Consider the following 21,077-nt stretch of genomic DNA (forward strand, 5'->3'; position numbering starts at 1 on the left):
CGCCCTGCATTGACGGTTAGCGATCAAACGAATCCCACACCGGCGCGAAGTCCGGGCTGACCTGACGTTCGCGCTTGGGCAGCGCGGCGATCAGCGCCCGGTCGTCATCGTCCAGTTCGACCTGCAGTGACGCCAGGTTGGCCAGTTGATTGGTCTTGCTGCTGGCCTTGGGAATCGCCGCCACGTTGTCCTGATCCAGCAGCCACTTCAGCGCGACCTGAGTCGGCAGCACGCCGTGTTTTTCGGCGATCTGCTGAATCTGCGGAATTTCCGAGACCTTGTTGCGTGCCAGTGGCGTGTAGGCCGTCAGCGCCAGATCGTGTTGACGGGCGTAGTGGAGCAGGGCGTTTTGTCCGAGCAGGACGTGGTACTCGACCTGGATCGCTGACAGAGGAATGCCGTATTCCTCGACGACTTTGCGCAGCAGCGGCAGCGGAAAATTCGCCACACCGATGTTGCGAGCCAGACCTTGCTCCTTGAACGACGCGAGGGCTTCAAGGGTGCGCGGCAGGTCCCAGTCGGTGGTTGGCCAATGGATCATGAATAGGTCGACGTATTCACTGCGCAAGGCCTTGAGGCTGCGATCCAGCGAGTGACGCATGGCGTCCGGTTGCAACTGATCCCACCAGACCTTGGTGGTGACGTGGATCTGCTCGCGGGGTGTCGGCGTATTCGCCAGCGCCTGTCCGACTGCGTCTTCGTTGTTGTAGGCCGCTGCCGTGTCGATGTGTCGGTAACCGAGTTCCAGGGCTTGCTCTACGGCGCGGGTGCATTCGTCGCCGAGCATCGGCCAAGTGCCGAGGCCGAGTTTCGGCAGGTTCAGTCCTTGTCTGTTAACGATGTGCTGCATGGTCGATCTCCTGTTCGAAAGCCGTGACGCCCGCCATGTGCCGGGCGGCGATGTAACCGAAAGTCAGGGCCGGGCCGAGGTTGATCCCGCCTGCCGGATAATGCCCGCCCATGATGCTGGCCATGTCGCCACCCGCCGCGTAGAGCCCGGCGATGGGCCGGTCTCCGGCGTCGAGCACTTGCGCATGCGGATTGACCTTGAGCCCGGCGAAGGTGCCGAAGCAGCCCGGCTGCACCTTCACCGCGTAGAACGGGCCTTGTTCGATGGGCGCCACGCACGGATTGAGCTGTTGCGCCGGATCGCCCTGTTTGCGGTTGTACGGGGTCGAGCCGCGACCGAACAGCGGGTCTTCGCCGTGCCGGGCATGGTGGTTGTAGTCATCGACGGTGACGCGTAAACCCTTCGCGTCGATGCCGCATGCAGCGGCCAATTCCTCCAGGGTGTCGCCGGTTTTCAGATAGCCGCTGCGGATAAAACCTGACACCGGCACCGGAAACGGCCGAGACATGCCGAGCCCGTAACGCCGCTGGAACGCGCGGGTGCAGATCAGCCAGGACGCGACCTCTTCGCCCTCGGGGGCGGCGGCGACCATGGCGCTGACGTAGTCGTAATAGCCGTTGGCTTCGTTGACAAACCGCTGGCCGTTGCGCAGTACGCCGATGACGCCCGGTTTGCCGCGCTCGATGATGTGTGGGAAATGGCCGATGCTGCCGTCGGAATGTGGCACCTGCGAGACCGGCGCCCACGCCACGGGCGAGGCCACATCGGTATTGACCCGGCCTCCGACGGTTTCACCCAGTCGCAGACCGTCGCCATTCACTCCCAAGGGTGGCAGCGCCCAATGTTCATGACCGGTGGGCGTGCGAGGGAACAACGCTTTGCGCCGCTCGATGTCGTTGGCAAATCCGCCGGCCGCGAGCACCACGCCCTTGCGCGCATGGACAGTGACCGGGCCTTTCGCGGTGTGCACGCGAGCGCCGGTGATGCGTGATTCGTCGCGCAGCAGTTCCGTCACCGGCGCCGACTCCCACAACAGCACGCCGAGGTCTTCGGCGGATTTCGCCAGCCGCGCTACCAGCGCCACGCCGTTGACCAATTGCATCGCCCGGCCATGCAACGCCAGATCCAGCAGGTGGCGAGTGAAACGCCGGGTCACGTGCCAGGCCGCCGACAACGAGCGAGTCAGATTGAGAAACGCCGACAGATCCGCCCCCGCCATGATCGGCATGCCCATGAATGAAGTTTCGCGCATGGTTGTGCGAAGACGCTTGAGCAGGCGCCCGACCTTTCGCCCGTCATAGGGAGCGGCAATCACCGAGCGTCCGCCGGTGCCGGCGCCCGGTGTTTCGCCGTGGATGTCGGCGATGGCGTTGCCGTCGGCAAATTGCAGGGCGGTGTGTTGTTCGAAGAACGCCACCATGCGCGGGCCGGCTTCAAGGAAGGCGTCGATCATGGCCGGGTCGTAGTGCTCGCCGAGTTCGTGGCGCAGATAGGTGCGCGGCAATTCCACGTCTTCCACGATCCCGGCGCGCCGGGCCAGCGGATTGCACGGCACCCACGCCCAGCCGCCGGACCACGCGGAGGCGCCGCCGAACACCGGATCCTTTTCCACCACGATGACCTTCAAGCCATGCCAGGCGGCGGTGACGGCGGCCGACAAACCGGCGGCGCCGGAGCCGACCACCAGAACGTCGCAGTCGATATCGGGAAGGGCAGACATCAGCAAGGGCTCCAGCAATCAATTGTTTTTAGAATCATGTTCCAGAAAATAACCAGTGCGGGCGAAGCAGATCAACCGACTGACGCGCAAAGTGGGCGGTTATCGGACGTCGGGTTCCAGATTTCGCATTCCTCGGGATGTCTTCTAGAATCGGCGAAATTTCACCGAGAGCGCACCATGGCTGGCAGTCAAATCGAACGGGTTTTCAGCGTGCTGGAAAGCCTCACCAGTGATCCGCGCGGGCTGCCGATGCAGACCCTGGCCGAGCAACTGGACATTCCGAAGAGCGCGACGCACCGCCTGCTCGCCGAGCTGATCCGCCTGGGTTATGTGCGGCAGAACCCGGAGACGTTGCGTTATCACCTGTCGACCAAACTGGTGGCGATGGGCTTTCAATATCTGTCGAGCAGCGGTGCCGACATTGTGCAGCCGGTGCTCGATCGACTGGCCCAGGAGACCGGTGAGCTGGTGCGTCTGGGGGTGATCGACGGCGAGCGCCAGACCTGGATCGCCAAGGCCCAGGGCGCTCGCAGCGGTCTGCGTTACGACCCGGACATGGGCCGCGACGCGCCGCTGTTCTACACCGCGTCGGGCCATGCGTGGCTGGCGTGCATGAGCGACGCCGAGGCGTTGTCGCTGGTCGAGCGCCAGGGCGCGGAGGTGCCGGCGGATATCGGGCCCAATGCGCCGCGCTCCAACATTGAACTGCTCGAACGCCTGCGCGTGGCCCGGGAACAGGGCTATGCCTGTGTGGAAGAAAGCTCGGCGGTGGGCACTTCGGCGATTGCTGCCGTGGTGAAACATCCCGCCGATGGTCGGGTGATTGGCGTGCTCAGCATTGCTGGGCCAAGCGCACGGATGTCGGCGGCGCGATTGCATGAACTCGCGCCGTTGCTGCTGACGTTTACCGAGGAGCTGTCGGCGGCCAGCCTGGCCTCGGAATTGTTCGTTTAAGCAAAGCTGTGCGCTGTTCGCCCACTTTTCGGTCGGGTGGGTGTGAGAATCTGGAACCCGGTTCTAAATTGTTGATGGAGTGAGTTTTCCCACAACAATCACAAAAGGATCGCACCTTGAACCCGCCCCTTCGAATTGCCCTGATCGGCGCCGGCAACATGGGCCAGCAACATTACCGGCACTTGAAGAATCTCACTGAGGCCACGTTATGCGCCGTGGCCGACCCCGGCCCTCAGGCACCGGCCCTGGCGGCGGAGTGGGGTGTGGCGCATTTCGCCGATCACCGTCAGATGCTGGAGCAGAATCGGCCTGATGCAGTGATCGTCGCCAATCCGAATGATCAGCACGTCAGCACCGCGCTGGACTGCCTGGCTGCAGGCGTTCCGGTGTTGCTGGAAAAGCCGGTGGGCGTAAACCTGGATGAAGCGCGGGAATTGGTGGCGGCGGTGAAGCGCAGCGGCGTACCGGTGCTGGTCGGCCATCATCGGCGGCACAATCCATTGATCGTGCGTGCTCATGAGCTGGTCAAGGATGGGGCGTTGGGACGGCTGACGCTGGTGACTGCGTTGTTCCAGCTGCGTAAGCCTGACCAGTATTTCGAAACCGCGTGGCGGCGCGAAGCAGGTGCGGGCATGCTGCTGACCAATCTGATTCACGACCTCGATCTGCTGCGTCACCTGTGTGGTGAAGTGCGTTCGGTGCAGGCGATCACCGACCGTTCGGTGCGCGGTTTTGCCAATGAAGACAGCGCGGCGATTCTGCTGCAATTTGCCGGGGGAGCGCTGGGCACGCTGACCGGTTCCGATGCGGTGGCGGCTCCATGGAGCTGGGAGTTGAACTCCGGTGAGAACCCGGTCTATCCACGTCAGGCGGATCAGCCGTGCTATTTACTGGCGGGAACGGCCGGGGCCTTGAGCATTCCGCAACTCAAGCGCTGGCATTACCGCGCCGAGCAGGTGGATGCCGGTTGGCATGAGCCGTTGCTGTCCGTTGATGAACCGTTCACACCGGACGAAGCCCTCCGGTTGCAGTTGCAGCATTTCGTCCGCGTGGTACGGCGGGAAGTCGAACCATTGGTGAGTGCCGCCGACGCCGCCCGCACGCTGGCGCTGGTCGAGGCCATCCGTGAAGCGGCGGCCAGCGGTCGCGCCACCGAACCCGCGCAGATCGAGGCCTGAACATGAGCGAACGAATTCTGTCCCTGGCCAGCCTGACCGTGCTGGAGTTGTCGCCACCCGAGATGGTCGAGGTTGCCGCCCGTGCCGGTTACAGCCATGTCGGCCTGCGTCTGGAGCCGGCGACGCCCGAGGAATATCACTTTCCGTTGGTAGCCGATGGCGATTTGCGGCGTCAGACACTGGCGCGTTTGCGTGACACCGGAGTCGGCGTGCTCGACGTGGAAATCCTTCGATTGAAGCCGCAGACAGTGGTCGCGGATTTCGAGCCACTGCTCAGCGTCGGCGCGCAGTTCGGTGCCAGTGAGTTGTTGGTCGCCGGTAACGATCCTGACGAGCAGCGGCTCACCGATAATTTTGCGGCACTCTGCGATCTGGCGGCGCGTTACGGTTTGCATCCGCATCTGGAGTTCATGCCCTGGACCGATGCACGCAATCTTGAGCAGGCGTTGCGCATCGTCGCCAACGCCGGGCGCGAAAACGGTGCGGTGCTGGTCGATGCGTTTCACTTCGACCGTTCCGGATCGCGGCTGGAAGATCTGGATGGCGTGCCGCCCTCACGGCTGCGCTATGCACAGTTGTGCGATGTTGCCGGGCCGAGGCCGACGGACATGGCCGAGATCTTGCGTCAGGCCCGCAATGAACGACGGTTTCCCGGCGAGGGCGATTGTGACTTGAGCGGCTTGTTGCGCAGTCTTCCGGCTAACCTTCCCCTGAGTCTGGAAATTCCCACGGTCAAATTGCTGGAGCAAGGCGTGAGTGGATTGCAGCGGGCGCAAATGGCAATCGACCGGACGCGGGAATTGTTGGCCCGGCTTTAAGTCTGCTTCAAGGGGCGAGGGCGCACGCGACCTCGTCACCGTTTATTTTTCATTCAGAGAGAGCCCATGACCGTCAGCACTCCGCTTTCCGGCGTCAACCAACCCTTCAAGGGGATCTTGCTGATTGTCGTGGCAACCTTCCTGTTTTCCAGTCACGACGCGCTGTCGAAATACCTCTCGGGTTTTTATCCGATCGTCATGGTGGTGTGGGCACGGTATCTGGTGCACACGTTGCTGATGGCGGGGATTTTCCTGCCGCAGTCCGGGCTGCGTGTGCTGCGCACCAAACGCCCGTTGTGGCAGTTGGCGCGGGCGTTGTGCCTGTTGGGCACCAGCCTGTTTTTCACCACGGCGTTGCTGTACATCCCGCTGGCCGAAGCCACGGCGGTCAACTTTCTTGCGCCGGTGCTGGTGACGGCGCTGTCGGTGCCGCTGCTCAAGGAGCGGGTGACGCGCGGTCAGTGGATCGCGGTGGTGTGCGGGTTCATCGGGGTGCTGATCATCGTCCATCCGGGCGGTGACCTGTTCACCCCGGCGATTCTCCTGCCATTCTGTTCGGCGCTGTTTTTCTGCTTCTATCAATTGCTCACCCGCAAGCTCGCCGAAGTCGACAGCCCGACCACCAGCAACTTTTTCGCCGGGCTGTGCAACACGCTGGTGATGAGTGCGCTGGTGCCGTTCTTCTGGCAAGTGCCGAGCCTGGGCCATGCGTTGTTGATGCTGGCGCTGGGCAGTTGCGGAATGACCGCGCATCTGTTTCTGACCCAGGCGTTCCGCCATGCCGCACCAGCACTGCTGGCGCCGTTCGGCTATTGCCAGATCGTGTTCGCGGGGTTGTTGGGCTGGTTGCTGTTTGCGCACACGCCAACCCTGATGACGGTGATCGGGATCGTAGTGATCTGTTGCAGCGGGCTGGCGGCAGCGTGGCAGCAGAGCCGGCGCTGAAAGAAAAACCGGCCTGAAATCAGGCCGGTCGGTGCAGGACGGCTTCTCAGTATTGAAGGGCTACTCGGTGACGGTAGGAATCTTGCGCGGTGCCATGAAGTACATCCAGGTCAGCGCGATGAAGTACATCGCCGGGATCAGGGTGAACAGCACGGTGTAATTGTTGTTGGTGACGGTCAGGATGTGGCCGACGATCTGGGTCATGAACATCCCGCCGATCGCCGCGCACATGCCGCCGAAACCGAACACCGTGCTCATCATGTGCTTGGGCGTGTAGTCCATCACCAGGCTCCAGATGTTGGCGGTCCAGGCCTGATGCGCGCCGATGGCCAGGGAGATGGCGGCGACGGCAATCCACAGGTTGGCGGAACCGGCGGCCATGACCACGCCGATGATGCAGCAGGCGAACAGGAACATCGACAGCAGCCGCGCCTTGATCGAGTTCATGCCGCGACCGATCAGGAACGAAGACAGAATCCCGCCGCCCACGCTGCCGAAATCAGCGGTGACATAGATGATGATCAGCGGAATGCCCATCTGGGTGACGTTGATGCCCAGGTTGTATTGCTGATTGAGAAACGGCGGCAGCCAGTACAGGTAGAACCAGAACACCGGCGCGGTCAGCGAGTAGGCGAGGGCGAAGGCCCAGGTGCCGCGCATCCGCAGGATTTTCGAGAACGGCACGCGGGCCTGTTCCGGTTCGACTTCTTTCTGGATGTATTCCAGCTCCGACTGCTTAACGTTTGGGTGATCTTCCGGGTTGAAATACTTCAGGCCCCAGAACAGCAGCCAGATCCCGCCCAGTGCCGACATGCACAGGAACGCAGCCTGCCAGCCCCACACGTGAAGGATCAGCGGCAGCAGCATCGGGGTGAACATCGCGCCGACGTTGGTGCCGGCGTTGAAGATGCCGGTGGCCACGGCGCGCTCGCCGGCCGGGAACCACAGGCGCGTGGTCTTCACGCAGGCCGGGTAGTTGGCCGCTTCAGTCAGACCGAGGATGAATCGGCAGACCATGAAGCCCACCGCCGAGGTCGCCAGACCGTGGGCGCCGGTGGCCAGGCTCCAGAGCAGCACCGCGCAGAAGAACACGCGCTTGACGCCGACCCGATCGATCAGCCGTCCTTGCAGCACGAAACCGATCGCGTAGCCGACCTGAAACCAGAAGTTGATGTTGGCGTAGTCCATCGCCGTCCAGCTCATTTCCTTGGCGAGGATCGGCTGCATGACGCCGAGGGCGGCGCGGTCGATGTAGTTCAGGGTGGTGGCAAAAAACACCAGCGCCAGCATGCCCCAACGGGTCTTGCCGACGGCCATGGCGCCGCGGATCTTGTCGCCGATGCCACCCGTGGCAGTGCTCATGGCCGGAGCCATGCGGGAAGTCTGTGAAGGAATCATGTGTTCCACCCGTTTTTGGATTTGTTATTTGGTGTGCTTTTCTTGTGCACGCTGCGACCGGTGGTTCAGTTCCGGACTCAAGGTGAGACGGATGTTGGGCAGTGGACGAAAAATCGTCAATTCGCCAAACCGGCATTCTGTTCGATAATCGCACGCAAAACTAACCGGGTAGTACAGTTTAAATTGCTCAATGAAAAACCGGGACCAATAATTCGCTCACCCTATAAAAGCGGCGCAATTTCCGTAGCCGACGTCTCCACCGGGAGTTGAAACATGCAGCGATCCATTGCCACCGTCTCCTTGAGCGGAACCCTGCCGGAAAAACTCGAAGCCATTGCCGCCGCCGGGTTCGACGGGGTGGAGATTTTCGAGAACGATCTTCTGTATTACGACGGCAGCCCCCGGGAAATCCGGCAGATGTGCGCCGACCTCGGGATTGCCATCACCCTGTTTCAGCCGTTCCGCGATTTCGAAGGCTGCCGCCGTGATCGTCTGGAGCGCAATCTGGAGCGGGCCGAGCGCAAGTTCGACCTGATGCAGGAACTGGGCACCGACCTGGTGCTGGTCTGCAGCAACGCCTCCCCCGACAGTCTCGGCGATCAGCAGATCCTCATCGACGACCTGCGCCTGCTGGCCGAGCGCGCTGGTGCCCGTGGCCTGCGCATCGGTTATGAGGCGCTGGCCTGGGGCCGTCATGTGAACACTTATCAACAGGTCTGGGACATCGTGCGTCAGGCCGATCACCCGGCCCTCGGCGTGTTGCTCGACAGCTTCCACACCTTGTCGCTCAAGGGCGATCCACGGGCGATTGCCGAGATTCCCGGCGACAAGATTTTCTTCGTACAGATGGCCGACGCGCCGATCCTGGCGATGGACGTGCTGGAGTGGAGCCGGCATTTCCGCTGCTTCCCGGGGCAGGGCGAATTCGATCTGCCGGGCTTCCTCGCTCCGATCATCCAGAGCGGCTACACCGGGCCGCTGTCGCTGGAAATCTTCAACGACGGCTTCCGCGCCGCGCCGCCTCGGGCCAATGCCGCCGATGGTCTGCGTTCGCTCCTTTATCTGGAGGAGAAAACCCGCCAGCGTCTGGAGCAGGAAATCCGTCCTGTGGATAACCGCGAAATCCTCTTCGAAACGCCGAAGGCCAGTGAATACAACGGCATCGAGTTTCTTGAGTTCGCCGTGGATGAAAGCCTGGGTGCCAAGCTGTCGAATTGGCTGGAACGGCTGGGTTTCGTCAAGGCCGGCCAGCATCGCTCCAAGAGCGTCAGCCTGTTGCGCCAGGGCGATATCAACCTGATCCTCAACTCTGAACCCTATTCGTTCGGCCACAGCTTTTTCGAGGCCCACGGCCCGTCACTGTGCGCTACTGCCGTGCGGGTCAAGGACAGCGCCAGCGCGCTGGCCCGCGCCGTCGCCTATAAAGGTCAGCCGTATCGCGGACTGGTCGGCCCCAATGAACTGGAACTGGCGGCGGTGCGTGCACCGGACGGCAGCCTGATTTATCTGGTGGATCAGGAGGCGGATGTCTACGGCACCGACTTCAATCTGCTGCCGGACGCGGTGGCGCGCGGCGGCCTCAAGCGCATCGACCACATGGCCATGGCGCTGCCGGCAGACAGCCTCGACAGCTGGGTGTTGTTCTACAAGAGCCTGCTGGATTTCGAGGCTGACGATGAAGTGGTGCTGCCCGATCCGTACGGGCTGGTGAAGAGCCGCGCCCTGCGTAGCCGCGACAGTTCGATCCGTCTGCCGCTGAACATTTCCGAGAACCGCAACACCGCGATCTCACACGCGCTGTCGAGTTATCGCGGTTCCGGGGTGCATCACATCGCCTTCGATTGCGACGATATCTTCGCCGAAGTCAGCCGGGCGAAAGAGGCAGGCGTGCCGCTGCTGGACATCCCGCTGAACTATTACGATGACCTCGCGGCGCGTTTCGATTTCGATGACGAATTCCTCAGCGAACTGGCGTACTACAACGTGCTGTACGACCGCGATGCGCAGGGCGGCGAGTTGTTTCACGTCTATACCGAGCCGTTCGAGGGGCGCTTCTTCTTCGAGATCATCCAGCGCAAGAACGGTTACGCCGGTTATGGCGCCGCCAACGTCGCGGTGCGGCTGGCGGCGATGGCCAAATCACGCAGTGGCGCGGTTCGCCAGGCGAAGTTGTAGGAAATTCGTAAACGCGGGATTAAACACCGGTCGCGCGGCTTCCTTCACTGGGTCGCGCGGCCCATAATCGCCAGCCTGTGCAGTGATGGCCGTGAGCCCGCAATGACAATGACTTCAGAACTTTCCGCAGCTCCCGTTCTACCCGCGGTAGAGCCGCGCAAAAGTCGTAAGAACAACCCGGAAAAGACCCGCGAGAACATCCTGCAGGAGGCGATCGTCGAGTTCGTCCAGCAGGGGCTGTCCGGTGCTCGCGTCGATGCGATCGCCGAGCGTATCCACACCTCCAAACGCATGATCTATTACTACTTCGGCAGCAAGGAGCAGTTGTACGTCGAGGTGCTGGAGAAGCTCTACGGTGATATCCGCAGCACCGAAAACCGCCTGCACCTGGCTGAATTGCCGCCGGTGGAAGCGATCCGGCGTCTGGTGGAATTCACCTTCGATCACCACGACCGCAACGTCGATTTCGTGCGGATCGTCAGCATCGAAAACATCCACAACGCCGAGTACGTGAAGCGTTCCGATGCGATCAAGGCGATGAACAACACCATCCTCGATTCCCTGGGCGAGATTCTGCGTCGGGGTGCTGAAGAAGGCGTGTTCCGCGCCGGGCTCGACGCGCTGGACGTGCATCTGTTGATCAGTTCGTTCTGCTTCTATCGCGTATCGAACCGCCATACCTTCGGTGAGATCTTCCAGATCGACCTGCCGGACGAAAGCATCAAGCAACGTCATCGCGAGATGATTTGTGAGTCGGTACTGCGCTACTTGCAGGCGTGACCGAAGTCGAGGGGGCCAGGCCCCCTCACTGTTTTATCCATTCATGCTTTGAAAATGCGCGAGCATTCGTTGCGCATCGGGCACCTTGCCGCTGAACAGCTCAAACGCCTTCACTGCCTGAAACACCGCCATGTTGCCGCCATCCAGGGTTCGGCAACCCAGGGCGCGGGCGTTGCGCAGCAGTTCGGTTTCCAGCGGGAAATACACGATCTCCGCCACCCACAACTCGGGCCGCAGCAACGCCGCCGGCACGGGCATGCCGGGTAATTTGGCCATGCCCATCGGCGTGGTGTTTACCAGACCATCGGCCTGACTCAGCGTGCTCGCCAGATCATGTCCGGCCACGGCCCGACCGGCACCGAAATGCTGGTTGAGGTTGTTGGCCAGGCTTTCGGCGCGCTCCACGTCCACATCAAAAATGCTCAGTTGCCGTACGCCTTCGCTCAACAAGGCGTGGGCGACTGCCGCGCCTGCGCCACCGGCGCCCATCTGGACTACACGTTCGCGGGTAACGTCTGGCAGGCCGCGACGAAAACCTTCGGCAAAACCCAGGCAATCGGTGTTGTGGCCGACGCGTTTACCGTCTTTCAGTACTACCGTGTTCACGGCGCCGATGCCTCGGGCTTCCGGGGACAATTCATCGAGCAGCGGGATGATTGCCTGCTTGCACGGGAAGGTGATGTTCAGCCCGGTGTAATTCATGCGTTCGGCGGCCTGCAACAGATCGGGCAGGGCGCTGCTGTCCAATTGCAGTTGATCGAGGTCGATCAGCCGGTACAAGTAGCGCAGGCCCTGTTCGTCGCCTTCGTGTTCGTGTAGCGCCGGGGTGCGGGAGGCCTGGATGCCGGCGCCGATCAGCCCGGCGAGTATCACGTTGTTACGATTCATGCGGTTCGCCCCTTCAGCCGCTGGCTGAAATGTTCCAGGGCCAGGCGATAACCGTGGCTGCCGAAGCCGCACATTACGGCGGTGGCGATGGCCGAGACGAACGAGTGATGACGGAACGGCTCGCGGGCATGGACGTTGGACAGGTGTACTTCGATCACCGGCAATTCGCTGGCAACGAGGGCGTCGCGGATCGCTACCGAAGTGTGGGTCCAGGCGGCCGGGTTGATCACGATGCCGGCGCAGCGCTGGCGGGCGCCGTGAATCCAGTCGAGCAGTTCGCCTTCGTGGTTGGTCTGGCGAAACTCCACGGCCAGGCCGAACTCTTCGGCGGCGCGCCCGCACAGGGCAGAGATGTCGGCCAGGGTTTCGTGACCGTAGGTTGCCGGTTCACGGGTACCGAGCAGGTTCAGGTTCGGGCCGTTGAGCACCAGAACGATAGGGGGCATGGGGGCAAACTCCACTTATTGTTTTTGGCTTGGGCCGAGGGTTTCGACCTGTGGAGTTAAATTGTACTAGATGGTTACTTTAATCAATTGCTCTGCATCGACAGCCCGGTTTTGTGTGCGGTGATCGCACACAGGTGAAATCAATGCGGCAACTGCTCGACCAGAAAATCAATGAAAGCCCTGACGCGCAGCGGCATGTGGCGATTCTGCGGGTACAGCAAAGTGAACGGCCGCGAGCGTCCGCTGTAGGGCTGGAGCACTTCCACCAACGAGCCGTCGGCCAGTTCTTTTTCGACAATGAAGCGATACGTCTGGAACAACCCGGCGCCATGTTTGGCCAGGGTCACGCCACCGAGCACGTCATCGGAGCAGCAGAAGTTGCCCTCGGCGAGGATTTCCCGTGGCGCGTCTTCCTCATAGAACAGCCAAGTGATCCGCCGCCCGCTGCTGGGCAATTCGTACTGAATACACTCGTGTTGTTCGAGGTCTTCGAGGGTCTGCGGCGTGCCGGCGCGTTTGAGGTAGTCGGGGCTGGCGACCATCACCAGCGCCGCGTCTTCCAGATGTCTGGCGATCAGGCCGGAATCGGGAATCGCCCGCACGCGGATCGCCATGTCGTAGCCCTCGCCGACGAAGTCGATGTTGCGGTTGCTGATGTGCATGTCGACCTTCACCTGCGGGAAGCGCGCACGAAACGCGGGCAACAGCGGCAGGATCCGGTGATGGGCGTAGGTTGTAGGAATACTGATACGCAGGGTGCCGGACGGTTCCTGCTGCTGGCCCATGACTTCCCGTTGCGCCTCGACCAGTTGCGCCAGCGCCTGCCTGCATTCTTCGTAGTAGCGCCGGCCGCTGTCGGTCAGTTTCACGCTGCGGGTGGTGCGCGCGAACAGCCGCACGCCCAGGCGTTCCTCCATGCGGGATACCGAGCGGCTCACCGCTGCCGGCGTCACCGAAGCCGCCTGCGCCGCGCCGGTGAAACTGCCGCACTCGGCGGCCAGGCAAAACAGCTCGATGCTGCCCAGCTGAAGATCGTCGAAGTGTCTCTGCATGATTGATTGCGCCGGGGAATGAGTCTTCGTATGTAGCAAATGCGCGGCCGCTGCGAAAGAACTGCTTACCATTTTGCGCGGGGCTTTTACGGCTCCCGCACTAGGCTCGAAAGGTAACGGCCACAGCATGCGTTGGCGCCGATGGTCGGATTTGCCAGGGAATGGCAAGTGTTGAAACTTTAAACCTAACGGATGGGTAGCATGAAAGTATGCAGTTACAAAGGACTGTCAGTGGTGATCATGTTGCATGACGAACATTGTCCGCCCCACGCACATGTGGATGCAGGCGCCTGGAGCGCCCGCTTCAAATTCAGTTTCTGGCACAACGGCGTTGAACTGTGGGATGTGGTGCCGTTGTCGCATCGACCGCCGGTCAGCCTGCTTGAAGGGCTGCGCCAGTCGCTGCGTGAAACCGAACATCTGCGGCGGGCGCGCTGGATCTGGTGGACTCGGTTGCGAACGGCCTGTCTCGACAATCAATGGTGGGACGGGCAGTCGAATCAGGTGGCGGTGCTGCGGGAAGTCACCAGCACGAGTTTCAGGATTGGGTCGGCGTATTACGAGCCGGAGGTCAACAAAACCCTGTTGGCCCTGGTCGGCGCTCACGAAGGAGTGGAAATAGAACTATGAAAACAGTCAAAGCCGCGTTGCACGCGGATCGGCCCGTCACGGAAAAACGTCTGGATGAAGCTGTCGACCGTGGTGGCGTGCGCCGACGCAGCAGCCTTCAAGCCGTGTCGGTGGCCTTTCAGAAACCCTGCCTGGTGATTCACTTCGAGGACGACAGCGGCGTGCTGCTCCCAGTGAATCTCTACCGCGAATTCGATGACTTCGAACCGGAAGACTTCAGCGGATTGAACGTCGGCTTCGCTGGCACCGCGCTGTGCCACGACGGCAAGGACCTGCAGGTTTCCATCGCCGGGATGATCTCCGCCAGTCAGCCACTGATGGCCATGGCTGCCTCGGTGATCGCTTCGCGCAATGGCCGCCAGAGCAGCACTGCGAAAGCTGAAGCTGCACGGGCCAACGGCAGGAAGGGCGGGCGTCCGCGCAAGATCGATCCCGTGCCATGAACAGGCACAAAAAAGCCGTCGATGAGGACGGCTTTCTTGTTTCTGGCACTTGCGATCAACGTCGGGTCAATAGCACGCCGGATTCCATGTGGTGAGTCCAGGGGAACTGGTCGAACAGCGCGCAGCGGGTGATGCGGTGCGTGTCGTGCAGTTGGGCGATGTTGGCCGCCAGCGTTTCCGGGTTGCAGGAGATGTACAGGATGTTGTCGAAGCGACGGGTCAGCTCGCAGGTGTCCGGGTCCATGCCGGCCCGTGGCGGGTCGACGAACACGCTGCCGAACTCGTAGCTTTTCAGGTCGATACCGTGCAGGCGACGGAACGGGCGAACTTCGTTCAGTGCTTCAGTCAGCTCTTCGGCGGACAGGCGCACCAGCGTGACGTTATCCACAGCGTTTTCGGCCAGGTTGCTCAACGCGGCGTTGACCGAGGTCTTGCTGATTTCGGTGGCCAGCACTTTGCGCACGCGGGTCGCCAGCGGCAGGGTGAAGTTGCCGTTGCCGCAGTACAGCTCCAGCAGATCGTCGCTGCGATCACCCAGTGCTTCGTATGCCCAGTTGAGCATCTTCTGGTTCACGGTGCCGTTGGGCTGGGTGAACGCGCCTTCCGGCTGGCGGTAGCTGAAAGTACGACCACCGACGTCGAGTTTCTCGACCACGTAATCGAGGCCGAGCACTTCGCGCTTGCCCTTGGAGCGACCGATGATGCTGACGCCCAGATCCGTCGCCAGTTGGGTCGCCGCCGCGTGCCAGTGTTCGTCCAGCGGACGGTGATAGCACAGGGTGATCATCGCGTCGCCGGCCAGGGTGGTCAGAAACTCGACCTGGAACAGCTTGTGGCTCAGCGCCGCGCTGGCCTGCCAGGCCGCTTTCAATTGCGGCATCAACTGGTTGATGCGCAGGCTGGCGATCGGGAACTCTTCGATCAGGATCGGCGTGCGTTTGTCGTCCTGGGAAAACATCGCGTAATGCCGCTCGCCGGCCTCGCGCCACAGGCGGAATTCGGCGCGCAGGCGGAAGTTCTGCAACGGCGAGTCGAACACCGTTGGCTCCGGTGCATCGAACGGGGCCAGCAGGTCACGCAGGCGCGTGACCTTGTCTTCGAGTTGTGCGGCGTAAGCCTGGGAATCAAAAGTCATGCGTTGAACCAACCCAGCTTGATCACGAACAGAATCGACAGGATCACCAGCGCCGGGTTCAGCTCACGGGCGCGGCCGGACAGCAGTTTGATCGCAGTCCAGGCGATGAAGCCGAAGGCGATGCCGTTGGCGATGGAATAGGTGAAAGGCATCGCCAGAGCGGTGACCACGACCGGCGCGGCGACGGTGATGTCTTCCCAGTCTATTTCCGCCAGGCCCGAAGTCATCAGCACGGCGACGAACAGCAGCGCTGGTGCGGTGGCGAACGCCGGTACGCTGGCAGCCAGTGGCGAGAAGAACAGCGCCAGCAGGAACAGGATCGCGACGACGATGGCGGTCAGGCCGGTGCGGCCGCCGGCACTCACGCCCGCAGCGGATTCGATGTAGCTGGTGGTGGTCGAGGTGCCCAGCAGCGAACCGGCCATGGCCGCGGTGCTGTCAGCGATCAGTGCACGGCCCATTTTCGGCATGTGGCCGTCCTTGCCCATCAGGCCGGCGCGCTTGGCGACGCCGATCAGGGTGCCGGAGTTGTCGAACAGGTCGACGAACAGGAAAGCGAAGATCACGCTGACCAGACCGATGTCCAGCGCGCCCTTGATGTCCAGTTGCAGGAAGGTCGGGGCCAGCGAAGGTGGCATCGAGGTCACGCCGCCGAACGGGGTGAAGCCCATCACGATCGAAACGATGGTCACCGCGAGAATGCCGATCAGCACCGCGCCGCGTACTTTCAGGGCCTCAAGGGCGACGATCAGGGCGAAACCGAGGGTGGCGAGGATCGGCGCCGGTTGTTTCAGGTCGCCGAGGCCGACCATGGTCGCCGGGTTGCTGACCACAATGCCGGCGTTGTGCAGGGCGATCAGCGCCAGGAACAGGCCGATACCGGCGGCAATCGCCGAGCGCAGTGGCAGCGGGATGCTGTTGATGATCCATTCACGGATGCGGAAGATCGACAGCAGGAAGAAGCACACGGCCGAAATGAACACCGCGCCCAGCGCCACTTGCCAGGTGTGGCCCATGTGCAGCACGACGGTGTAGGTAAAGAAGGCGTTCAGCCCCATGCCCGGCGCGAGGGCGATCGGGTAGTTGGCGATCAGGCCCATGACCGTGGAGCCGATGGCGGCTGCCAGACACGTGGCGACGAACACCGCACCTTTGTCCATGCCGGTCTCGCCGAGGATGCTCGGGTTGACGAACAGAATGTAGGCCATGGCCAAGAAGGTCGTGACGCCCGCAAGAATCTCGGTCCGCACGTTGGTGTTATGTGCCTTGAGTTGAAACAGCCTTTCCAGCATGTCTGCTCCCCGTGGCGCGCGTGGCGCCGTGAATGTATCGACCTCAACAGCAAAGCACAGACCGTCGCAAGCGCCTGGAAAATTGTGGTGGGCCGGAAAAAGCCGCGCATCATACCAGCAGCGTGAGGAAGATGGCGGATGTTGGTGTCGATCGTCGGCGAAGTTTTGCACCACGGCCAAGTACGCCATACTGCGCGCTGTTTTTTCGGGGATGGATCGCATGAACAAGGGTTGGATGAAGACCGCTGGACTGATGGCCTTGCTGCTGGCCGGTGTACCGACGGCACTCGCGGCGTCGGCACCGTCATTGAGCGAGGTGAAAGTCATCAAGGTTCAGTCATCGTCCTGCGGGCTCGAAGACATTACCGATGGCCAGGTGCAGACCCGCTGCGATCACAGCGCGCCGGGCATCAAGGTGTATGTGCTGGAAATCGGTTACGGCCAGAGCCAGCCTCAGGCAGCGCTGGACGGCTTTGAAGTGAACGGCACCCGGAGCCCGGTCTGTGCTTTCGATAACGGCAACCTGACCGAATGCACGCCAGGCGCGAAAACCGTCGGTTCGCTGTACACCTTCGATCTGGCGGCCCGTCAGGAAGGCACCTTTACCTTCAGCAATACCTCGATCAACGCCCCGCGCAACACGCTGTCGACCCAGCTTTACATCAAGTAACGGCTGTCGCCGAACAGGGCAGGACAAAGCTGACTACGCTTTAAGGATCACCCAGCGGATGGCGCCCATGACCTTTAGAGCCCTGATTACCCTCGCCGAGGGCATCGATGATCTGCAATGCGTGACCCTGATCGACGTGCTGCGCCGCGCCGGCATCGAAGTAGTGGCGGCCAGCATCGAGGGCCGGCGCATGCTGACCTGCGCCCGAGGCACGCGATTGACCGCCGACGGCATGCTCATTGATGTGCTGGCCCAGACCTTCGACCTGATTGTCCTGCCCGGCGGCGCTGTCGGCGCGCAACACCTGGCGGCTCATCAGCCCTTGCAACAATTACTCAAGGACCAAGCCAGCGCCGGACGCCTGTTCGCCGCCATCGCCGAAGCCCCGGCGGTCGCCCTGCAAAGCTTCGGTGTATTACGTCAACGCCGGATGACCTGCCTGCCCCTTAGCAGTCATAACCTTTCCGGTTGCACCTTTGTTGATCAACCCGTAGTGGTCGACGGTAATTGCATCACCGCCCAAGGCTCCGGCGCCGCGCTGGCATTTGCGCTGACACTGGTCGAGCAACTGGCGGGCAAGGCCGTCAGAGCGAAGGTGGCGGGGGAGTTATTGGCCTGAGAGCGTCAGGCCTTCACCTCTTCCACCGGCACATGCATCCGGTCGCGGTTGGCCAGGGTCGGGAACAGTTTGATCCAGGTTCCGGTCACCACCAGCGTGCCGATGCCGCCCATCACCACCGCCGGCACGGTGCCGAACCAGTGGGCGGTGAGGCCGGATTCGAATTCGCCCAGCTGGTTGGAGGCACCGATGAACAGGCCGTTCACCGCGCTGACCCGGCCGCGCATTTCGTCCGGGGTTTCCAGCTGCACGAACGAGGCGCGGATCACCATGCTGATCATATCCGCCGCGCCGAGCACCACCAGCACCGCCAGGGAGAACCAGAACGAGGTCGACAGGCCGAAGGCGATAGTGGCAACACCGAACACGCCAACGGCAGTGAACATCACCCGGCCGACGTTTCGCTCAACGGCAAACCGCGCCAGGAACAGCGACATCATCAACGCCCCGACCGCCGGCGCCGAACGCAGCAGCCCGAGGCCCCACGGCCCGGTCAGCAGGATGTCCTTGGCAAACACCGGCAACAGCGCCGTGGCGCCACCCAGCAACACGGCGAACAGATCCAGCGAAATCGCCCCGAGAATGTCCGGGCGGCTGCGGATAAAGCGAATTCCGGCCAGCAACGAATCCAGCGTCGCCTTGCCTTTGTTCAGCGGTGTTTGCCGCGCGGGCAGGTTGAGCATCAGCGTGCAGGCGATGACATACAGAATGACCGTCGGGCCATAGACCCACACGCTGCCGAAGGCATAAAGAAGACCGCCGAGCGCCGGGGCGACGATGGTGGCCGATTGCTGCGCCGATTGCGCAGCGGCAACCGCCCGTGGAAACAGCGCGCTGGGCACGATGCTCGGCAGCAGCGCCTGGGTGGTCGGCATTTCGAAGGAGCGTGCGGCGCCCAGCAGGAACGCCAGGATAAAGATCATTTCCCGGGTGACATGGTCAGTGGCGCTGCCGATGGCCAGTGCCAGGGCGATCAGGGCCTGCAGCGACTGGCAGATCGCCGCGACCTTGCGCCGGTCGTAGCGATCGGCAACGTGGCCGGTGTGCAACATGAACAATACGCGTGGCGCGAATTCCACCAACCCGACCAGACCCAGGTCGAGCACATTGCCGGTCAGTTGATAGAGGTTCCAGCCGATCGCCACGGTGAGCATCTGAAAACCGCTGGCGGTGAAGATCCGGGCCAACCAGAACGCAACGAAGGGACGGTGGTGACGTAACAGCAAGGGCTCTTGGCTGGGCATTTGCGGGCCGATCTTGATCGAGGGGAACCGCGAGATTATCACCAGTCTGTAACAGGAAGTTGCTATGACAGAAAATTTAGTTAGCCAGACATCGATTTTTCCCCGCCGTGGCGCGAACCCCGGCCTCGGATGTATTTCAGGGCGTTGCCAGGTCTGTGAGGCAACTTGTCACGCGGCAAAAGACCACGCGGTTCTCCCTCGGAAATGGGACTACTCTTTCAACGTTGATTGATCCAGATCAAGACCCATCGCGGAACTGATCCCGGACCCGTCGGCAGACTCCCTGCGTCGCGATGCCTGTAAAAAGAAGAACGAATTCGAGTTCGCCGCACTCCATACCCGTGGGGGCAGTGGTTCAAGGCCGCCAGTCCTGGAACCGTTATCTGATAGAGGAAAGCTTATGTTCGGTTTAGAGGCCCTGGATCTCGCCCGAATTCAGTTCGCGTTCACCATCTCATTCCACATCCTGTTCCCGGCGATCACCATCGGTCTTGCGAGCTATCTCGCGGTGCTGGAAGGCCTGTGGCTGAAAACCGGCAATGACACCTACCGTGACCTCTACCATTTCTGGTCGAAGATCTTTGCCGTGAACTTCGGCATGGGCGTGGTCTCGGGGCTGGTCATGGCCTACCAGTTCGGCACCAACTGGAGCCGCTTCTCGGACTTCGCCGGTTCAGTCACCGGCCCGTTGCTGACGTATGAAGTGCTCACGGCGTTCTTCCTCGAAGCCGGTTTCCTCGGGGTGATGCTGTTCGGCTGGAACAAGGTCGGGCGCGGCCTGCACTTTTTCTCCACGGTGATGGTGGCCATCGGCACGCTGATTTCCACGTTCTGGATTCTCGCCTCCAACAGTTGGATGCAGACCCCGCAGGGCTTCGAGATCGTCAACGGTCAGGTCATTCCAACCGACTGGCTGGCAATCATCTTCAACCCGTCATTCCCCTATCGCCTGATGCACATGGCGACGGCGGCGTTCGTCGCGACGGCTTTCTTCGTCGGCTCGTCGGCAGCCTGGCACTTGCTGCGCGGCAAGGACAACCCGGCGATCCGCACCATGCTGTCGATGGCGATGTGGATGGCGCTGATCGTTGCGCCGATCCAGGCAGTCATCGGCGACTTCCATGGCCTCAATACCCTTGAGCACCAACCGGCGAAGATCGCCGCGATCGAAGGTCACTGGGAAAACGTCGGCAACGAAGCGACGCCGCTGATCCTGTTCGGCTGGCCGGACATGAAGGAAGAGAAAACCAAGTACGCCGTCGAGATCCCGTACCTCGGCAGCCTGATCCTGACCCACTCGCTGGACAAGCAAGTCCCGGCGCTCAAGGAATTCCCGCCAGAAGACCGGCCGAATTCGACCATTGTGTTCTGGTCGTTCCGGATCATGGTCGGCCTCGGCTTCCTGATGATCTTCACCGGCCTCTGGAGCCTTTGGCTGCGCAAGCGCGACACGCTCTACACCTCGCGGCCGTTCCTGTACCTGGCGCTGTGGATGGGGCCGTCCGGCCTGATCGCGATCCTGGCGGGCTGGTTCACCACTGAAATCGGTCGTCAGCCATGGGTGGTCTACGGGCTGATGCGCACGGCCGATGCGTCTTCCAACCACAGTTTCATGCAGATGAGCATCACGCTGATCATGTTCGTGGTGGTGTATTTCGCGCTGTTCGGTGCGGGGCTGGGCTACATGATGCGCCTGGTGCGCAAAGGACCGAAGACCGACGAAGGCAAGGAAACCAACGAAGGTGGTCCTGGCCAGAAACGTACGCCGGCCCGTCCGTTGTCCGCTGCCGACGACGATGGCGCCGAACACGACCGCAGCCTGACCAAGGAGATTTGAATC

At 61.9% G+C, this 21,077-nt stretch carries 20 protein-coding genes; 11 read left to right on the forward strand and 9 right to left on the reverse strand.

Translation table 11 applies throughout. From position 1 onward, the window contains the following. Positions 1-16: 16 nt before the first annotated feature. Together CAF76_RS23615 and CAF76_RS23620 are read right to left on the reverse strand one after the other, a co-directional pair. Positions 17-850, reverse strand: coding sequence for an aldo/keto reductase (locus CAF76_RS23615; RefSeq protein ID WP_085648713.1), 834 nt, complete (start codon positions 848-850; stop codon positions 17-19). Then, positions 834-2,570 carry an FAD-dependent oxidoreductase gene (locus tag CAF76_RS23620; RefSeq protein ID WP_178076193.1) on the reverse strand — a complete coding sequence of 579 codons (1,737 nt, stop codon included), beginning with the start codon at positions 2,568-2,570 and terminating at the stop codon, positions 834-836. The genes CAF76_RS23615 and CAF76_RS23620 overlap by 17 nt, the downstream gene beginning before the upstream one ends. A gap of 177 nt (positions 2,571-2,747) precedes the next feature. Here CAF76_RS23620 and CAF76_RS23625 point away from each other — a divergent pair, with 177 nt between their 5' ends. The 4 genes from CAF76_RS23625 (at position 2,748) to CAF76_RS23640 (ending at position 6,465) form a co-directional block, all read left to right on the forward strand. Next, entirely contained in the window at positions 2,748-3,524 is a 777-nt protein-coding gene (locus tag CAF76_RS23625; protein ID WP_039771781.1) for an IclR family transcriptional regulator, read from the forward strand. A 116-nt stretch (positions 3,525-3,640) separates the two neighbouring features. After that, a complete protein-coding gene (locus CAF76_RS23630) occupies positions 3,641-4,702 on the forward strand; it encodes a Gfo/Idh/MocA family protein (protein ID WP_085648714.1) in 1,062 nt (353 codons plus the stop codon). Positions 4,703-4,704: 2 nt separating this feature from the next. After that, positions 4,705-5,520: a sugar phosphate isomerase/epimerase gene (locus CAF76_RS23635; RefSeq protein ID WP_085648715.1), complete on the forward strand. Its 816-nt coding sequence runs from the start codon at positions 4,705-4,707 to the stop codon at positions 5,518-5,520. Positions 5,521-5,586: 66 nt separating this feature from the next. Continuing rightward, positions 5,587-6,465 carry a DMT family transporter gene (locus CAF76_RS23640; protein WP_085648716.1) on the forward strand — a complete coding sequence of 293 codons (879 nt, stop codon included), beginning with the start codon at positions 5,587-5,589 and terminating at the stop codon, positions 6,463-6,465. A gap of 60 nt (positions 6,466-6,525) precedes the next feature. On the opposite strand, the gene CAF76_RS23645 is transcribed toward CAF76_RS23640, so the two are convergent. Beyond that, a complete protein-coding gene (locus tag CAF76_RS23645) occupies positions 6,526-7,863 on the reverse strand; it encodes an MFS transporter (protein WP_064599596.1) in 1,338 nt (445 codons plus the stop codon). A gap of 273 nt (positions 7,864-8,136) precedes the next feature. Between CAF76_RS23645 and quiC the strand changes: the two genes are divergently transcribed. Together quiC and CAF76_RS23655 are read left to right on the forward strand one after the other, a co-directional pair. Beyond that, entirely contained in the window at positions 8,137-10,038 is a 1,902-nt protein-coding gene (gene quiC / locus CAF76_RS23650) for a 3-dehydroshikimate dehydratase QuiC (RefSeq protein WP_085648717.1), read from the forward strand. A gap of 102 nt (positions 10,039-10,140) precedes the next feature. Beyond that, a complete protein-coding gene (locus CAF76_RS23655) occupies positions 10,141-10,818 on the forward strand; it encodes a TetR/AcrR family transcriptional regulator (RefSeq protein ID WP_007958797.1) in 678 nt (225 codons plus the stop codon). A 33-nt stretch (positions 10,819-10,851) separates the two neighbouring features. On the opposite strand, the gene CAF76_RS23660 is transcribed toward CAF76_RS23655, so the two are convergent. The 3 genes from CAF76_RS23660 to CAF76_RS23670 all read right to left on the reverse strand — a co-directional run bounded on the left by CAF76_RS23660 (position 10,852) and on the right by CAF76_RS23670 (position 13,204). Continuing rightward, entirely contained in the window at positions 10,852-11,706 is an 855-nt protein-coding gene (locus tag CAF76_RS23660; protein WP_085648718.1) for a shikimate dehydrogenase, read from the reverse strand. Next, positions 11,703-12,152 (reverse strand): type II 3-dehydroquinate dehydratase, encoded by a 450-nt coding sequence (gene aroQ, locus CAF76_RS23665; RefSeq protein WP_039771771.1) that lies wholly within the window; start codon positions 12,150-12,152, stop codon positions 11,703-11,705. The genes CAF76_RS23660 and aroQ overlap by 4 nt, the downstream gene beginning before the upstream one ends. A 140-nt stretch (positions 12,153-12,292) precedes the next feature. Further along, positions 12,293-13,204: a LysR family transcriptional regulator gene (locus CAF76_RS23670; RefSeq protein ID WP_085612592.1), complete on the reverse strand. Its 912-nt coding sequence runs from the start codon at positions 13,202-13,204 to the stop codon at positions 12,293-12,295. A gap of 201 nt (positions 13,205-13,405) precedes the next feature. On the opposite strand from CAF76_RS23670, the gene CAF76_RS23675 reads away from it, so the two are divergent. Beyond that, positions 13,406-13,834, forward strand: coding sequence for a DUF4160 domain-containing protein (locus tag CAF76_RS23675; protein ID WP_085648719.1), 429 nt, complete (start codon positions 13,406-13,408; stop codon positions 13,832-13,834). Then, a complete protein-coding gene (locus CAF76_RS23680; RefSeq protein ID WP_085648720.1) occupies positions 13,831-14,277 on the forward strand; it encodes a hypothetical protein in 447 nt (148 codons plus the stop codon). The genes CAF76_RS23675 and CAF76_RS23680 overlap by 4 nt, the downstream gene beginning before the upstream one ends. 55 nt (positions 14,278-14,332) lie before the next feature. On the opposite strand, the gene trmA is transcribed toward CAF76_RS23680, so the two are convergent. Further along, on the reverse strand, positions 14,333-15,412 hold the full coding sequence (gene trmA / locus CAF76_RS23685; RefSeq protein WP_064599586.1) for a tRNA (uridine(54)-C5)-methyltransferase TrmA: 1,080 nt from the start codon (positions 15,410-15,412) through the stop codon (positions 14,333-14,335). After that, the gene (locus CAF76_RS23690; RefSeq protein ID WP_064599583.1) at positions 15,409-16,704 is read right to left on the reverse strand and encodes an NCS2 family permease; all 1,296 of its coding nucleotides are present in this window, start codon (positions 16,702-16,704) and stop codon (positions 15,409-15,411) included. The genes trmA and CAF76_RS23690 overlap by 4 nt, the downstream gene beginning before the upstream one ends. A gap of 220 nt (positions 16,705-16,924) precedes the next feature. Here CAF76_RS23690 and CAF76_RS23695 point away from each other — a divergent pair, with 220 nt between their 5' ends. Together CAF76_RS23695 and CAF76_RS23700 are read left to right on the forward strand one after the other, a co-directional pair. Next, positions 16,925-17,374: a DUF4879 domain-containing protein gene (locus CAF76_RS23695; RefSeq protein ID WP_085648721.1), complete on the forward strand. Its 450-nt coding sequence runs from the start codon at positions 16,925-16,927 to the stop codon at positions 17,372-17,374. 67 nt (positions 17,375-17,441) lie between these two features. Then, the gene (locus tag CAF76_RS23700) at positions 17,442-17,993 is read left to right on the forward strand and encodes a DJ-1 family glyoxalase III (RefSeq protein WP_085648775.1); all 552 of its coding nucleotides are present in this window, start codon (positions 17,442-17,444) and stop codon (positions 17,991-17,993) included. A gap of 5 nt (positions 17,994-17,998) precedes the next feature. Here the strand turns inward: CAF76_RS23700 and CAF76_RS23705 are convergent, their stop codons facing one another. Further along, a complete protein-coding gene (locus CAF76_RS23705; RefSeq protein ID WP_085648722.1) occupies positions 17,999-19,237 on the reverse strand; it encodes an MFS transporter in 1,239 nt (412 codons plus the stop codon). Positions 19,238-19,637: 400 nt separating this feature from the next. Between CAF76_RS23705 and CAF76_RS23710 the strand changes: the two genes are divergently transcribed. After that, a complete protein-coding gene (locus CAF76_RS23710) occupies positions 19,638-21,074 on the forward strand; it encodes a cytochrome ubiquinol oxidase subunit I (protein ID WP_064599574.1) in 1,437 nt (478 codons plus the stop codon). Positions 21,075-21,077 lie beyond the last annotated feature (3 nt).

Origin of the sequence: Pseudomonas sp. B40(2017), assembly GCF_002112855.1 — a bacterium.
GTDB classification, from domain to species: Bacteria; Pseudomonadota; Gammaproteobacteria; order Pseudomonadales; family Pseudomonadaceae; genus Aquipseudomonas; species Aquipseudomonas pharyngis.